Below are 17,341 nucleotides of genomic sequence, written 5' to 3' on the forward strand. Positions count from 1 at the left end.
CTCACTGATTGAAGATTTTATCAGCGTGCAACTGGCTGTAAGACACCCGTTTCAAGAATTGAGCGTATTCGCAAATTCTATGCGAAAGGGAGGGAGTCAGCTTTTACGAAAAATTTGCTGAATGTTAAGCTTTAGCTTCTTTACCTGCAGCTGGCAGATGACTTTCATCAATTAAAGAACTTGCAATCCATGCGATAATCAGCAAAGCGGCTGCAAAGTAAAACCCAATATTCATACTTCCAGTTGTATCCGTCAGCCACCCCGTAATATATGGAGCCAGAATAGAACCTAACATTCCGACAAAATTGTAAAATCCAAAAGCAGTACCTAGGGACTGCTGTGGTGCATTGTTTGCTACAACCGCAATTAGTACCGGATTAACGCTGATTTTCCCTACAATTCCGTATACAATAAGTGTGATATACAGAATCGGCATGCTGTCAAAATAAACAATGGAGGCGGTTGATAAAATACCAAAAGGCAGCATCATCAGCAATACCGGCTTACGGCGTCCCCACTTATCTGATAGCCAGCTGAAGAATAACGAACCTGGAATTGCTGCCCATGGAACAAGCGATGCAACAAAAGCAATATTTCCACCGGTTAAACCGCGTGCTGTTTCCAAATAGTACGGCAACCAGGTAATAATCATAAAGAATCCATAAATCGAACAGAAAATAATAATATATGCCAAAATTAAATTTCTATTAAATAGGGAAGAAAACTTAAACGGTTCGGCAGTCTGACTTTGAACTTCTTCACTCGTTTTTGGTTTGTCCTTGACTACAATTGCCATAGCAATACCGATAATAACGACAGGTACTGCAATAACAAAAAATGGAACTCTCCACCCGAATCCCCATTCCCCTACAACATAGCTGGAAATATAATAACCAATAGATGTACCAAAAGCCATCCCGGCATTAATTACAGCACTTCCTAATGTTAAACGGTTTTTTGGGATAATTTCAGATGATATACCATATTGGGGTCCATAATATACTCCTTGTGCAAGACCAACCATCAGCCAGGCAGAAATAAATAGAAAGAATGTAGGCATCATCCCAGTGACTGCTGCAAGTGATCCAAATAGAATTACTCCGGGAACAAGTACCCGTTTTTTTCCAATTTTATCTCCTAATATTCCAGCCGGAACATTCATAGCTGCATAGCCGATAAAAAAGATACTCGAGATTAATCCAAGCTGTGCCTTACTTAATGAAAATGCTGATTCAATATCACCCATTATCGGGTTTAATATAGTTCTTGTTGCATATAGTGCTACCCAGCCAAAGAAAAACACGATAACAACTTTTCCCCAATAAGGAATCAATGGCTTTTTTTTGTTGGTTGTATTTACCTTATTATCCATTTTATTAGTCCTTTCAATTTTACGCTCTTTTTATTCAATATATAATTTCCATCTAAATCAAATACGTTCCTTTATTCCGATGTGTTTTTGAAATCAATAGTATAGTAACACAAAAAACAATGTACAAATAATAAATAAAGTATTCTGAAAATAAAAGTTCTATTTCATTATCATAATTAGTGCTCAAATAAAAGCAAAATAGAACTCAGCCGGTTAAAATTAATGCGTTTTGAAACTGCATTTCTTTCCTGTTCTATCAAAAAATATGGGTATTCATCCTTTTTAAAAGGAGGGAGGATTTTAATGCTTCGCCCTCCCTCTAAGCATAGACAGATTTCCTTATTTTGTGATACGTGTGCCTGCTTTGCCTTCTAAAGCATCCACTGCCTGATCCAGAGAGCAAATAATTGCTTCTTTACCTGCCTTGGCCATTTCTATTCCTGCTTGTATTTTAGGAAGCATACTGCCAGCAGGGAATTGCCCTTCTGCTACGTATTGCTCTGCCTCTTCTATAGTAACCTGACTCAGTTTTTGCTCATTCTCTTTGCCAAAGTTGATATATACATTCGGTACATCTGTTAACATCATAAAGACATCTGCATTCACCTGTTGTGCAAGCTTTAATCCGGAACGGTCTTTATCAATCACTGCCTCAACACCATGTATTTGGCCGTTATCGTCCCGATACACAGGTATACCGCCGCCGCCAGATGAGATGACAATAGTCTCATCGATTAAACGTCTAATTTCGTCAATTCCATGTATTTCTTTTGGTTCGGGAGAGGGTACAACCCGTCTATAGCCGCGTCCCGCATCTTCTGCCATTGTAAATCCTTGGGCTTCCATACTTTTTGCTTCTTCTTCCGAGAAAAATACACCGATTGGTTTTGTCGGGTTTTCAAATGCTTTATCGTTTTTATCTACTTCGACCATTGTTAATAATGTAGCTACGTTTGCAGCAATACCCCGCTCTTTGATATGATTTTTCAAAGATTTTTCCAGCATATAGCCAATAAACCCTTGGGATTCTGCATTACATACATCAATTGGAAACGGATCTATTACATCTTTAGCCGCTTCATTCTGCACAATAATATTTCCTACCTGAGGACCATTTCCGTGTGTAATGACAATATTGTGGCCCGCTTCTCTGATTTCAATCATATGACCTGTTGCTGATATAACATTGTTTAATTGATTTGTATAGGTTGCTTCTTGCTTCGGCTGTAAAATTGCATTACCTCCTAATGCAATTACGACACTTTTACCCATTCTTTCACTCCTTATTTAAAGCCATCCAAATTCCATATAGTGTATCTTTTCCAGAAGAAGAGCCTACTTTCATAAGACTTTTCAAACTTTCTAAAGATGAATCATGTTGCAATTGTGTAATCTTTGAACTAAATAAACCTTCCAGAGCACAGGTTAAAAAACGCTTGCTGACAATCGTTGTTAAAGGTTCTTCAATCAGTTTCCCCAAGGTTTTGAGATGATTTGACGCGATAAAGGGATTAATAAAATGCCCATACAATATACCGACCAATATATCATCACCTGTTGGAGTTAACCCTTGTCCCCGTCCAATAAAGTACCTGAATTCATCTTCCAGATTTCCAGAAGCGTCCTGCAATTTACAAATTAATTCAGATACACGAATTGATTCAAAATCAGTGGATTCATACGATTCAAATGAAATTTGCTGCATATTTTCTTTTAATATATTTATGTTGGCATGTTCAAAATCTGTATTTAAGGGAAGTATCTTTGTATTATCGAACTTGATATCCAAGCGGTTATGGGAAAGATGTTTATTGCGGACAATGAAGGTATCTCCTGCTTCAATTTCTGCTTTTGCCTTTTGCTTCGTTTGTGGATCCAGCAAAATTCCAAATGGAAAGGTTCCATTTTCATCTGTACCTAGGAATATCAATTCCTCATTGCAATCAATGATATTCCATCCCTTTTCAAAAATACTGTGAATTGTAAATTTTTTTCCTTCAATTAAGAGCTCGAGTGCGACTGAACCAATCGCACTCGTCTCTAAAATCATTCTTTAAAACCTAATTTTTCAGCATAAGCCGTGATTGCTTTTTCAAAACATTCAATTGGAGGGTTAACTGTACCAGCACCAATTTGTCCATAGCCAGCAATTTTATGTGCAATACCAGTGTTAATTACCGGTGTTATACCAGTTTCAACAACTTTTCTTGCATCAAGACCTAAGCACGCACCTTTGAAATCCCATGTTGGAATTGCAAAGTTCGGATTTTCACCAATATAAATTTCAGTCATTTGATTACTTGTTTCAAGCGCATCATTAAATCCGCCGGAACCAACAAATCGTGTTACTGCAGGAGCAGCAATCATGGCTACCCCGCCTACACCCATTGTTTCTGTAATGGCAGAATCACCAATATCTGTGTTGGCATCTTCTGCTGAATAACCAGTGAAATACAATCCCTGTGGTGTATTAACAGGAGCGGTAAACCACTCGTCACCCATACCAGCAATACGAATGCCGAAATTTTCACCGTTACGGCACATAGCGGTAACAACTGTACCATGCCCAATAGTTGCTGCAGCATCCATCATTGCTTTTCCGGTTGCCATTGCAACATTTAAGAAAAATTGATCGGTGTCAGCTAAAAATTGAATAACTTCCGTACGTTTTTCTTTTTCAACATCTTCTAATGCTGAAATGATTGGGGCTACTTCTTTCAAAAATGCAAGGGACGCTGCAATATTACGCTGGTGAAATTCATCGCCCATTGCAATAGCTTTAGCAATTAATACATTGACGTTTAAGCCGCCTTCCATTGCTTTTAATGCTTTGCTTAATACAGGACCAAGCACATCTTTCATCCAGTGCAGACGATTGATTACCTGCTCATTGTATGCGCCAAAACGCAATACAGCCCCAATACCTTCGTTCATTTGACAATAAGCTTCGTTTCCATTCTCTTTGTTGACAACAACAAGAACCGGCATGTTAGGTGACGTAATACCGCCCATTGGTCCAACTGCATTCACATGATGACATGGAATGAATGTGATCTTATTGTTTTCAAGAAGTTCACGTGCTCCTTCTTCATCTTCTGCCCATCCTTCAAAAAGGATTGCTCCCACACAAGAACCTTGCATTGGATCTGTCATATTTTCATATTTAATCGGAGGCCCCGCATGTAATAATACATGCTCTTCTAATTCAGGAATCACAGACTTGGCAGGCACAACATCCGTTAAAAATGGTGCAGCTGCTATTATCTTTTGGTTAACAGCTTCGTTGGCTTCGTTTATTGTTTTGTAACCCATATTAGATCTTATCTCCTTCATAATAGTTTAGGAATTGAAGTACTTTCATTAATTTTTCATCGCCGCCGGCAATTGGGCGCCAGTTAAATTGAACACATTCTGATCCGCTGCTTTGAACAGCTTCTGTGAAGCTTTTCAGTCCAATATTGATAACACTTGGTTTTGTATTGATCAGAGACATAATTTTTTCATCTACTGACAAGTCTTCTTTTGTATGGTCAAATGTTTGTACATCAACAACAGGCTGTTCCACTTTGCCGCCTACAAGATTAATGGCTGTACGTACCATTTGATCGTTTGTTTCACAAATAATAGCGCCACTTTCTCTTAAGGTTTCAACTTGTTTATCATAACCCTGAGGATCCTGCTCTGTACCTACAACTGTCGCAAGTACAGCAAGCTCACGGCCATCTTGACGCGCATTTTCTAAAACACGTTTAATGGTTGGTGCTAATTCATTCGCCATATCATCATGACTGCCATAACCAATTACGTTATCAATCATGATTACCGCTGTTTCAGGATCGTTTCCGGATGTCTCTAGCATCTCAATACGTTTTTCCGGATCAATCATTGGATGCGGCTTTCCTTGGGTATAAATATCATCACCTAAGTCAATAATTTCATGATGTTTTGTTTTTAGGATATAAGCTTCTTTTTTCTCTTCAGGTACTTCATCTTCGAATGCTGCTTTTACTAATACAGCTGCTTCGTACGCTAATGTACCGCCTGAGTAATAACCTTTAATACCCACTTGTGAATCTTTTAACGCCACGTTTACATCTTCTTTTACTTTTGGTTCGAAATTTGGTTTCTCACCATTAGATAATTGAACAGACACAACCGCTGCTTCTTCAAGCGTATATGCATGATAAATATTCTCTTCCTGATAAGCTGGCTTATCTCCTAAGAATAACGTAACAACCGGTTTTTCAATATTTCTTAAAACGTTTAATACTTTTTCCTGTACTTCTTTTGCAGGCGGCTTAGAAATTACTGTAATCACTTTAACTTTTGGATCTTCATTTAAGGCTTTAATACTGTCTAAAGCTGTGATTGCACCAACCTCTGTAGATAAATCACGGCCGCCGGTACCAATAGCATTGGTTACACCTTTGCCATAACGGTCAATGATAGTTGTTACTTCCTGGATACCTGTACCTGATGCTCCGACAACGCCAATATCCCCTTCTTTTACGATATTGGTAAACGCCAGAGGCAAGCCGTGAATAATTCCAGTACCACAGTCAGGACCCATCACCAACAGGCCTTTTTCATGTGCCATTTGTTTCAATTTAACTTCGTCTTCTTTAGCTACGTTATCACTGAACATGAATACGTGCAGTCCTTCATTCAACGCATTTTCTGCTTCCATTGCTGCGTATTGACCAGGAATCGAGATTAATGCCAGGTTAGGGTTGTTAGCAAGCTCCAATGCACGCTTCCAGTTATGAGCTTCCTGATCTTTAGATGCATCCTGTGAACCGGACTCCCCTTTTAACGCTGCTTCTACTTCTTCTTTTACTTCTGTTACTTTTTCTTCCTGTTCTGCATCTACAACGATGACAATATCATTCGGTTTTGCTTTTTCCAGTTCATCTGTGCCTAAGCCGGATGACTTAAATATATCTTTGTTAGCTGGCGTTCCCATCATGATGGATACTTTGTTTACGCCATCCATTGCAGATAACTTGTTTGATAAAAGCATTAACACGATAGAATCTTGATAAGTGTTTTCTTTTATAATTGTATATAACATAATATGCCTCCATTTTATTATTCTGCAAATCTATTCTTTCCATGATAACGGTCATAATGAACATCGTCTGAAACAAGGTAATTATAAATATCGTCTACGATTTCAATACCCTCTTTATCATACTTTGCACTTCTTAATCCTGCGCGTTCTCCAGGATAATAAATTTCTCCAAAGCCTTCTGCCGCCGGTTGTGCTTTTAATTCATCAAGCATTGTTGAGATCTGTTTCTTAAATGCATCTAAATCGGTAAAGTATGCCGGATTGATTACAATGTGAATCTGGCCTAAATCCCGGCCTTTGGTCAAATCTTGATACATGGACGATACATGGACACCATGAGGCACTCCAAGGAGGCTTCCTGATAGAATATCCACCATCATCATCAATCCGTATCCTTTTGGTCCTGCAATAGGAACAAGTGCATGCACATCTCTTGCATTCGTTGTCGGTTTGCCGGTCGCATCCACTGCCCATGTGTCTGGAATGGATGCATCTTTACTTCTTGCATCCAGCACCTTTCCCCAAGCCTGAACAGTTGTCGCCATATCAAATGTAATCATGCGCTCATCTGAAGATGGTGCGCTGAATGCAATCGGGTTCGTTCCAAAGTATGGTTCAGTACCTCCAAACGGGACCACCATAGGATCAGACTGACACATGCTTATACCAACCATATCTTGTTCTGCTGCCATTTCAACAAAATAACCCAGCGCCCCGCTGTGTGAAATATGCTTCATCCCCACTACAGCAATACCAGATGCTTTTGCCATCTCTATTGCTTTTTCCATCGCTTGTTTTGCAGCCTGATGACCGGGACCATTGTCTCCGTCAAAAACGGCAGATGCAGGTCCTGTCTGTTCAAACGTGTAATTCGGGTTTGCTGTAATACCGCCTTTTGCAATTCGTTCTGCGTAGTATTCCACACGTACAGCTCCATGAGAATGAATACCCCGGTAATCAGCGAATGTCAATACATCAGAAACATCATGTGCTGCTCCTTCATTTAATCCGGCTTTTATAAACTTTTGCTTCATTAAATCAAACAATTCCTGCTTAGATACACGCATCTGATTACTCCCTTTCATCAAATGATCAGTAAATCTTGTCAGACTCTAAATAATCAAAAATATCCTTTGTAACGGGAATGCCTGTCTCTTTGTACTGCTTCATTACATCATTTTGAATTTCACCTGGGTAATACACTTTGTCAAACCCTTCAGCAGGCGGATTATCATGCAATTCTTCAACCATTTGAGATATGTTTTCAAGAAATTGCTCTTTACCTCCAAAATATTCAGGGTTAATCACAATTTGAAATTGGCCTAAACGACGATACTCTGTTAAATCCTTATACATGGAAGTAACATGTTTGCCAAATGGCAAGCCAAGTAAACTCCCTGCCAGAATATCCACCATCATCATTAACCCATACCCTTTAGGTCCTGCTACTGGCAATAGGGCGTTTACCTTAAACGGATCCGTTGTAGGTGACCCACTTTTATCCACTGCCCATGTATCCGGGATAGACTTGTGCTTGCTTCTTGCATCTAGAATCTTCCCCCAGGCTTGTACCGTTGTTGCCATGTCAAAGACAATTGGATCACCATCTTTTCTCGGAGCTCCAAAAGCAATAGGATTTGTACCAAAGTATGGTTCGGAACCGCCAAATGGCACCACCATAGGGTCCGATTGACATACTGTTATGGATACCATACCTTCTAATGCAGCTTGACGTGCATAGTAGCCGATTGCACCGCTATGACCCATTTCTTTAATACCAACAACACCAATACCGGATGTTTTCGCCAGTTCAATTGCTTCTTTCGTTGCCTGATAGCTTACATAATGCCCTGCTGCATTATCTCCGTGATAAATTCCCGATGCCGGACCTGTTTTTTCAAACCTTAAATTCGGTGTCAGGTTAAAGCCGCCTTTTGACACACGCTCAGAATAGTATTGCATTCTTACAGCACCATGAGAATGGATACCCCGTTCATCTGCAAAAATGAGTAGGTCCGCAGTTTTATCCGCATGATTTTCTGGCAGCCCGGCCTTCACTAATTTATCTTTCATTAGCTGCCGGAGACGATCACGTTCTACATACACTAATGGTTCACTCATAAAACTTGCCCCTCTTTATATATTAATATCTCTATTCGCATCCTTAGAGTAAATATAGGCGAATGGTTCATCCAGACCAATTGCATAGGTAGCCTGCGGTGCATAAGCACCCATAAAAATATAATCACCTTTATCAACTGGCATCCATTCATTGTCCAGATTATACATTCCGCGTCCACTTAATACATAGGCGCCGTGCTCCTGAACATGTGTCTCAATGTAACCGTGTGAAGCTCCCGGTTTAAAGGAGAGAATATGAATGTTCATGTCATATGCGATATCTTTTGGCAATAAATCCTGAATTAATACTTCTTTCATACCTTCGTAAGCTTCTTGTTTAATTTCATTCACATTGCCGGCAACAATCTCCGGTGTATGCCCTTCAAGCGGCTGATAACGTTTTTTATATAGAAATAATCGGCTATCCTCGCCATTATTACTATTTTCAAATGTCAACTGTAAGTGTGGAGGTACATATAAATAGCCGCCTTCTGTTAATTCATATTTTTTCTCATCCACGAAAGCGTTGATTTTACCATATTCGACATAGACAAATGATTGAACTCCATCACCAGCAAAACCAGTTTTATTTCCACCCTGATTTTTAACTGTTACCAAATAATCTACAAACCGTGCACCTAAACGTGGAGAGCCCAAAATGGTTATATCACAATCTTCAAAGCCGGGTACAACATTATTAACCAGACCATCCGGCGTAATTAACGCATAATTATCTTTTTTAATTACAGAACGTGTTTCTAACAATCCTTCTCTGTATCCTTGATTATGATTCAAATAACTCAAAAGTATCTCTCCTTTTTTCCTATTTTATTATTCTTTATAAGCTAATTCATACAGTACATCTTTCAGTACTTCAATGCCTTTTACAAGATCTTTTACTTCCGTTTCTTCATTGGTGTTGTGGCTGATTCCGGCAATAGAAGGCACAAACAACATTGCTGTAGGAACAAAATCTGCAAAAATTTGTGAATCATGACCAGCTCCAGACGGCATGACTTTATAGGCATCCCCTACATTTTTCTTGGCTGCCTGTTCAACAATATTTATAATTTTTTCATCCATTAATGTCGGTGCTTCATCCATCCACAAATTAATGTCATAAGTCATATCGTTTGCTTCTGCCACTGACTTGATTTTTTCTTCTATTTCTTTTGAAAAATCATTTAAAGCCTGCTGATCAATATGACGGCAATCTACGGAAAAAGTAATTTCTCCCGGAACAACATTTACAGTGTTTGGAACTGGAGTAACATGACCAAACGTTAATACAAGAGGCTCTCCGATTTCTCTGGCCCGCTTTATCAAATCCGTAACAATTTCACTATATGCTACAACTGTATCTCGGCGTAATGACATTGGCGTTGTACCGGCATGATTTGCTTCGCCCTTTAAATTGATTGTATAACGTTTTTGACCCACAATTCCGTTTACTACACCAATTGTTTTATGCTCTGTCTCTAATACTTTTCCTTGTTCGATATGCACTTCTACAAATGCTTTAATGTCATCACGGACGTTGTCATCTTGACGATAATCAAAACCAGATTCGTGCATCGCATCTTCAAATTTAATACCGTCTGCATCTTCTATCGTTTCAACATCCGCTTTTTTAGCTAAATTAAAGAAGTTTTTGCTTCCCCAAAAAGTATATGGGAACCGGCTTCCTTCTTCTTCTGCAAGTGATAATACTTCCAATGTCCGTAGCGGCTGACCGTATTTTTCTTTTAAATATTTTACTGCAATCAATGCAGATAAAATACCGAATTGTCCATCCAGATGACCGCCTTCGACAACTGTATCAATATGTGAACCTGTTAAAATCGTCTCATCAGAATATTTACTTCCGACAAGGCGTCCTGATAAGTTACCGACATCATCAAAGCTTACTTCCAAGCCTTCTTCTTTAAAGGTCGATTCCAATTCACGAACTGCATCATTCCATTCCGGTGAATATAACAGTCGAGTAATACCACCTTGTTCCAAACCGCCAAAACTTGTAAATTTCTTATCTAGCGCTTCAAAGGTTGATTGAATATCCATTCCCTGTTCACTCCCTTTTTCTTATTAATTTCATTATAAAATTCTAGCCGCAACCATTCATTGACATAAACAACAATTATATTAGAACGTTTTATGCACTATCAACAAATAACCTTTTAATCAACATATACTATCTGAATATTGAAGCAAATAAAAATAGGTTCTCCATCATTTAGGGAATCAAGCTTCTGTACTGTAGCCATTATAGTATGAGTCACCGAGATTAATCTTACCCTTCAAAAAGGCGGTTCAATCATGTTTAGAAGCAAAAAGGCAGTATCACTTTTCTTCAGCATCTTCTTTAAGAAAAACCAGGAAAATCACTTGGTCTTTAAAATACTGGTGTTCTTGCCAAGAAGATGTCCGCTGCGACGTTGTTCCGCGGGGCGAGTAATCGCAATGGTTGGCGGTGGGGCGAGTAATCGCAGCCCCAGCCCCAGCCTCAGGAAGTCGCTTTCCGCAGGCAACTTCTCATTCCAAGAAAAGTATAAATACAGCCCTCATCCGTCCTGCAAAAAATGAAGTGCGGATGAATTTCTTTGTTCAAGCAACTAGAGCATGGTATCCTTATTATAACCTCGCTTTTCCAAAAAAAACGCAAATCACGTTGCATATTTTGACCATTTGCAACCATAATAACCCCCTTTAATCAAAGGGTTATATATAATAATCTTCAAAGGCTGCATACAATCAAAATTGCAGGCTGTGCTTGTAATATCTGACATACTTAATTTTCATATTATCTTCTGTTAACATAACTGAAAAAATAGGGAGGCAGCCTTTTATGGCAACATTGAAAGAAATACTATCTGTATTACAATTTTCAGATTTAACATTGCTGAATAATCAGGGCGATCTGGAGAGAGAGGTGAGAATGGTTGACATTACTGAAACACCTGATATCAAGGATTTCACAACACCATACTCTTTTATCGTAACAACCGGGATGAATTACAAGGATGACCAAGCTGGGTTAATCAGCCTTATCAGCGAGCTAAACGATATACAAGTTGCAGGTTTAGGAATCAAGCTATCCCGTTTTTTGAAAAGATTGGATGATGAAGTCATAGAGTTTGCAAACAAATTAAAGTTTCCAATCATTGAAATCCCTGACAGCTGGAATTTAGGATCTATTACGCATCATATATCATCATTTATTTTGGATGAAGAAACAGAAAAATTACATTTTGCTTTAAATATTCAACAAGAATTAAACGCTATGCTTATGCAGGGGCTTGATTTAAATATGATGATTGAACGTTTAAGTAGAATTATAAAAGTTCCGGTAATGCTGTTAAATTCTTTTCACCATGTGGAATCGTTGAGCAATCACTTTCACCAGCATTCCGAACAGGTTCAAAAAAATCTAAATTATTTCAGAAGATATTTAAACTCAGAAAAAAACAACTCCAATCATAATACAGATTTTCAGGAGGAGTACGCCATTTTTAAGGTTCCGGCATTTAAATATTTTCCGTATTACCTTATGGTTTCAAATATAAAAACGCTGAACTATCCGATTAGCTTATTAACAATCGAACAGGCAGTTAATACACTCAGTTTAGCAATTTACAAAAATAGTAAGATTAAAGAAGCTGAACAGGAGGATGTGAATCATTTTTTCTCATCACTCATGTCTGAAAATCCCGATAATCTCAGTTCACTATCGCAACATATGGATCTTCTAAAAAAATATTATATTCAACCTTCCAAGTTTTATCAGGTGGTTACTTGTGCAATCGATAAAGAACAGCATATAGAAAATAGTGTCTATTTAAATGAAAGGTATCAAATGACATTTGAGTGGTTAACACATAAGCTTACAGCGATTGACCCTTCTATCAGCATTTATATGTCTCAGAGGAAGCGCAGATTTACAATACTTTTCCAAGCAAAGCATCAGTATTATTTAGAATACTGTAAGTATATCCAAAAAGAATATCATTTATTTTTTAATAGTTCCCTTTCATTCGGTATCGGAAATGAGGTTACTGAACTTTCTCAGCTGCCGCTGTCCTATTTTGAAGCGAATGAAGCTTATGATAATAAATATGACCAGGGTGAAAATGAATTTATCGAATTTTATAAGTCCAAAAGTGTGGAAGAATTATTACAGCTGATTCCAGCAAGTAAATTAAAACCATTTATTATGTATACACTAGGTTCTTTAGCTTATCCGCAAACAACGAAGGAAAAGGAACTAAGGTATACGTTAAATGTTTATATGGCAAATCAATGTGATCTCACAAAAACGTCAGAAGAAATTTTTATCCATCGTAATACAGTAAAATACCGCATTAAAAAATGCGAAGAGATATTAGGTCAATCTGTAGAATCTCCTGATGCATCATTAGCCATTCGGTTAGCATTATTCGCCTTAGAAAAAGTAACTTTAAAATAAAAAATAGGCTGCCTCCTCGACAGCCTATTTTTTATTTTATAATTCGTTCGCAGGTGTTTTTTTCTGTCTCAACATAACCACAAGGAAAAATAACACTGCTGCTAGAGCAAGCAGGATAGTTGCAATATAGAATGCTAATACTTGTGAGCCTGCTACGTCACCAATATAGCCTGTAAGCGCTGGTGCAATAACGGATGAACTCATTCCAAAGAAGTTAAAAAGAGTCAATGCTCTTGCCACTTTATCCCCTGAAACGGAATCAGACACATAGGTTATTAACACCGGATCAATGGCAAGCTTACCTAATAAACCATATAGAATAAGCGCTACATAAAGCACTGGCGGATTTGGTGCAAAAACAGTTAAACCAATCGTTACAGAGGCGGCGATTAATAGTAATAAAATTAAACGCAGACGCATATGTGCATTTTTATCAATATATTTAGTAAATAACAAAGCACCAGGTACGGCAGTGACTGCAACTAACGCAGCTACATATCCTACTGAACCTTGATCAAAACCTTTTTCTGAAACAAGGAAGGACGGCAGCCAGGTTACAATCATGTAATAGCCGTAACACGTTGCAAAATATACAAAATATATAACTAATTGCTTTGGAGCAAATAAACTTTCAGAGGAAGTATTTGCACTTTGTGCAGCCTCTTTCTTTTCTTCAACTTCGTCTTCCTTGTTGACGGATACTTTATCTTGCTTAATAAACAGCATAAATACAAATGTTACAGCAACGATAATAATAGCAGTTATAAATAGAGTATAGTTCCATTGAATTTGGAGACCCCCTACCAAGACAGAGGAACCGATCAAACCAATGATCATCCCTAATGCCGAACCACTATTTATAATCGCATTAGCAAAGCTTTTTTTATCTTTTGGTGTATGTTTGGCTGACAATGAAAAGGCAGCACCATAGTAAGATCCAGTTGAAATACCTGCTATTAAAGACCCCAGGTATACTTGCATAATTGTTGAACTTGTACCGATTATAACGGCTGCAATCGCAAAAGCAATAAATGCAGGAACCAATACCCTTTTTTGTCCAAATTTATCAACCAGTATCCCTGATGGAATCTGCATTCCCGTATAAGCAAAGAAATAAACAGAAGCCACAAGTCCCATCTGTGTACCGGTAACATCTCCCAGAGACTCCTGAATTTGTGGATATATTGGTGTAAGAATTGTACGATAAATCCAAATAGCAACCCAACCTAAACACAATGCAACAATAATTTTCTTGTAATAATTCGGGTCAGATTTAATTGTTTTGTCCATGATATAAGACACGCTCCCCTTTTATTAATTAAATATATTTTCTTCTTAATTTAAATTGTAGGTCATAAGCAGATAAATAACATTGTTCACTTTTAACAAAAACGAAAGTAACATTACACATTTTAGACAAAAGATATCTTATTGCCTCAACTTTCGCATCTGAGAATAAGCATCTATACCTTATCCTCAGAATTAGATGAACCTTTATAAGTATGTTCCAAAAGCTGCTGCTTTATCACTAAAACTTAAGAATTACCATTATAAATTCATTTACAAGGGAGCGTATCGTTTATTGACTGATTTTTTCAAATTTAGCATTTTCTAAGAGCTGACTTCAGTAACAAATGAACCTTTAAACTGGTTTAATCACTCATCAGAATTTGAAGAAGGCCTTTTTGCATTCTTTTGTATCATCGTCACTAATATTAAATAGCCTATCGGCAATATACCAGCTATCCAGACAACTGCATTCCATCCCGCTTTATCCCAAATTGGCCCCACGGCGGTGCTTCCAAATGCAACGCCAATATAATAAGACACTAAATATAGACTGGATGCGCTCCCTTTATGATGTGTTGCCTTTTCAGTTACAAAGGTTGCTGTTAAAGAATGTGCTGTAAAAAAACCGAGACAAGTAACACATAGACCGACGATAATCCAAGGTAAAGAAAGTATCATGGTCATGATAATACCAGCTGATAAAATTATTATGCCTGCTATTCGGACAATGTTCAGACCCAAGGACCCAGCTAACCAGCCCGCAACAGGAGCCCCCACTACCCCAAAACCATACGCCAAAAATGTATATGAAATAGCTTTGGCAGAAAGGAAAAACGGCTCTCCTTCCAAGTGGAACGGCAAATAAGTCCAAATTGATGTAAAAGAGAGCTGAAAAATAATTCCCATACCGAAAATCAAAAGCATTGCCGGATTTTTCACATGAAAGACCATACCTTCTATATCCTTCCGAAATGAAAGATGACTCGCTTTAAAAAAACGGGAATTTGGTAAAAATATCATTACGATCGCAACGATAACTACCCCTATCCCGGCAAAAATAAAAAATATCGTCTGCCAGGCATAATCCTCGGCTAAGTAGCCTGCCAGCACTCTTCCAACCATGCCGCCAAAAGCATTACTGGCTATGTATAAAGCGGTCGCAATTCCAATACTCGACCGGTCGATTTCTTCATTAATATAAGCAAGTGATGCTGCCGGTAATCCTGCCAGTGCAAATCCTTGTAAAAATCGCATCAGAATAAAAAAATAAAAAGAGTCTGTCATTGGAATTAACAGAAACGGGATTACTGAAGCAAGTAACGAATATTTGATAAAGGGAACTCTGCCAATTCGATCCGAAAAAAACCCAAGAACAATTAAGCCGATAATTAAACCGACAATATTTACTGATAGTGTTAAAGTAGCTTCTGATACCGATATATCAAAATCCCTGACAAACACCGGCAATAACGGCTGAACGACATAAAGGCCGGCAAATACGAAAAAAGAAGCTGAAGCTAAGCATAGAGTAATTTTCCAAAAATAAAAATCTGTCTTATGATATTTTTTTGTTTCCATATCATGCCACTCCTTATTTGCACTATAATACTATTTAAATAAGTATTTATGATATGAATAAATTGTTTATCATATATATCGTTTCAGCATGGGAATGAATCACTCTGAAATGTGGTAAAGAAGGTTTCCCAAAAATTAATACACCTTCTCTCAAAAGCAGGTACTCCTTCTGCCTTTAGAAAGCCGGTGTAAAAATTCATTCTTTTAATTTTATTATTAAATAAAAATTCCCAGCCATATAGCCGTTGCAAACGCAAAAATAAGCAGCTTTTTCTCATCATTTGTTACTTTTTCAACATCGTCAATATCCATTTTGATAACAAGATAGATGGCATAACCTAAAAGAATACCAGCTCCGATTGCTCCGGCTGGACGTGTAAAGGCTGTCCAAAGAAGCAGCAAACCGACAACGGCCAAATAAAGCATCGCTGGTAATTTAGCACCTCTTACTCCAAAAATATCTACTGCCCAAACAACAGAAGTCCGCTTTAACGGCTTTGCTTTCCGGTCAGCATGCCGGTCAGGAATATGATGCACCATTACCCAAGCCATACACCAGATTGCATTAATAAGACCATTTTGCCAAGCCCACACAGGAATCTGCTCCAGTAAAATCCAAGGTGCCGCAATTCCCAGCATCAGCATCGTTGGAAATAAACTGAGCCATTCCCCCGCGAATGGATAGTAGGCAAATTGAAAAGGCTTTAATGAATAAGACACAGCTCCCCAGATTCCAATCAAGGTTAATACAGCAAATTCTGTAAGGCCAAGAAAAGCAAATAATACTGCTGTTATCAATAAGAAAAGAGTCATCCAGGTCCCTAGTTGTTTCAGCATTCCTACAGACATTGCTCCCGTCTGTAATACACCGCTGCCTCCAGATAGAATTCCCGGACTATGTTGATCCGTCCCTGATTGATAATCTGCAATGTCATTCAGGGTGTGCGTCAGCATGCCATGAATACATACAGCGCCTATTAATAATACAGAAGCAATTGCCATCACAGCACCTGCTGATAAATCTGTATAAAATAAAAGTGGTAAAACCGTTGATAGAATGGCGGCCACACTGGAAAATACAACGGCAACAAGACGTAATAGCATAACAATATTTTTTCTGGTTATAGCTGGTTGTGCTGGAATCATTGTCATCATCCTTTTTATAAGAAATCCATGTACATTGGGTTCTTTTTTATTAGCATACTAGCTTTTCCCATCTTTTATACAGATTAAGATTATATCGATTGTTTTCTTCTTCCCTGCAAATTTTTTAAAGGGCGAGCAGTCCATCAAAACCCCTGATAAATCATCAAAAACTCATATAAATACAAAACACCTCTGGTAATAGATGTTCACTCTAATACTTGAGGTGCCGGGTACCTTAGCTGTCCAAATTTTCCACCAGGTTTATTCAACGTTTAACATGTGCATGGATACTCCTGTGCAC

The 17,341-nt window shown here is 38.1% G+C and carries 13 protein-coding genes; 1 reads left to right on the forward strand and 12 read right to left on the reverse strand.

The window, feature by feature from the left end:
* Nucleotides 1-124: 124 nt before the first annotated feature.
* From BN1068_RS20055 to allC, 9 genes are all read right to left on the reverse strand, one after another.
* A complete protein-coding gene (locus tag BN1068_RS20055) occupies nt 125-1,372 on the reverse strand; it encodes an MFS transporter (protein ID WP_077604599.1) in 1,248 nt (415 codons plus the stop codon).
* A 339-nt stretch (nt 1,373-1,711) separates the two neighbouring features.
* Entirely contained in the window at nt 1,712-2,644 is a 933-nt protein-coding gene (gene arcC / locus BN1068_RS20060; RefSeq protein WP_077604600.1) for a carbamate kinase, read from the reverse strand.
* A 4-nt stretch (nt 2,645-2,648) separates the two neighbouring features.
* Nucleotides 2,649-3,422 (reverse strand): oxamate carbamoyltransferase subunit AllH family protein, encoded by a 774-nt coding sequence (locus BN1068_RS20065; RefSeq protein ID WP_077604601.1) that lies wholly within the window; start codon nt 3,420-3,422, stop codon nt 2,649-2,651.
* Nucleotides 3,419-4,684, reverse strand: coding sequence for a YlbE family protein (locus BN1068_RS20070; RefSeq protein WP_077604602.1), 1,266 nt, complete (start codon nt 4,682-4,684; stop codon nt 3,419-3,421). The genes BN1068_RS20065 and BN1068_RS20070 overlap by 4 nt, the downstream gene beginning before the upstream one ends.
* Before the next feature lies 1 nt (nt 4,685).
* Complete coding sequence (locus tag BN1068_RS20075; protein WP_077604603.1) at nt 4,686-6,443, reverse strand: acyl-CoA synthetase FdrA; 1,758 nt, start codon at nt 6,441-6,443, stop codon at nt 4,686-4,688.
* A gap of 17 nt (nt 6,444-6,460) precedes the next feature.
* Entirely contained in the window at nt 6,461-7,510 is a 1,050-nt protein-coding gene (allD, locus tag BN1068_RS20080; RefSeq protein ID WP_077604604.1) for an ureidoglycolate dehydrogenase, read from the reverse strand.
* Nucleotides 7,511-7,535: 25 nt separating this feature from the next.
* Nucleotides 7,536-8,564 (reverse strand): ureidoglycolate dehydrogenase, encoded by a 1,029-nt coding sequence (gene allD / locus BN1068_RS20085; RefSeq protein ID WP_077604605.1) that lies wholly within the window; start codon nt 8,562-8,564, stop codon nt 7,536-7,538.
* 15 nt (nt 8,565-8,579) lie between these two features.
* Nucleotides 8,580-9,368: a (S)-ureidoglycine aminohydrolase gene (allE, locus tag BN1068_RS20090; protein WP_077604606.1), complete on the reverse strand. Its 789-nt coding sequence runs from the start codon at nt 9,366-9,368 to the stop codon at nt 8,580-8,582.
* A 27-nt stretch (nt 9,369-9,395) separates the two neighbouring features.
* The gene (gene allC / locus BN1068_RS20095; RefSeq protein WP_077604607.1) at nt 9,396-10,625 is read right to left on the reverse strand and encodes an allantoate deiminase; all 1,230 of its coding nucleotides are present in this window, start codon (nt 10,623-10,625) and stop codon (nt 9,396-9,398) included.
* Nucleotides 10,626-11,409: 784 nt separating this feature from the next.
* Between allC and BN1068_RS20100 the strand changes: the two genes are divergently transcribed.
* Nucleotides 11,410-13,026 carry a PucR family transcriptional regulator gene (locus BN1068_RS20100; RefSeq protein WP_077604608.1) on the forward strand — a complete coding sequence of 539 codons (1,617 nt, stop codon included), beginning with the start codon at nt 11,410-11,412 and terminating at the stop codon, nt 13,024-13,026.
* Between the two features lie 36 nt (nt 13,027-13,062).
* Here BN1068_RS20100 and BN1068_RS20105 read toward each other — a convergent pair whose 3' ends face one another.
* The 3 genes from BN1068_RS20105 to BN1068_RS20115 form a co-directional block, all read right to left on the reverse strand.
* Nucleotides 13,063-14,316 carry an MFS transporter gene (locus BN1068_RS20105; protein WP_077604609.1) on the reverse strand — a complete coding sequence of 418 codons (1,254 nt, stop codon included), beginning with the start codon at nt 14,314-14,316 and terminating at the stop codon, nt 13,063-13,065.
* A gap of 366 nt (nt 14,317-14,682) precedes the next feature.
* Nucleotides 14,683-15,894 (reverse strand): MFS transporter, encoded by a 1,212-nt coding sequence (locus BN1068_RS20110; RefSeq protein ID WP_077604610.1) that lies wholly within the window; start codon nt 15,892-15,894, stop codon nt 14,683-14,685.
* 216 nt (nt 15,895-16,110) lie between these two features.
* Nucleotides 16,111-17,040 carry a prenyltransferase gene (locus BN1068_RS20115; RefSeq protein WP_139344897.1) on the reverse strand — a complete coding sequence of 310 codons (930 nt, stop codon included), beginning with the start codon at nt 17,038-17,040 and terminating at the stop codon, nt 16,111-16,113.
* Nucleotides 17,041-17,341 lie beyond the last annotated feature (301 nt).

The sequence above is a fragment of the Oceanobacillus sojae genome (genome assembly GCF_900162665.1).
GTDB lineage: Bacteria > Bacillota > Bacilli > Bacillales > Amphibacillaceae > Oceanobacillus > Oceanobacillus sojae_A.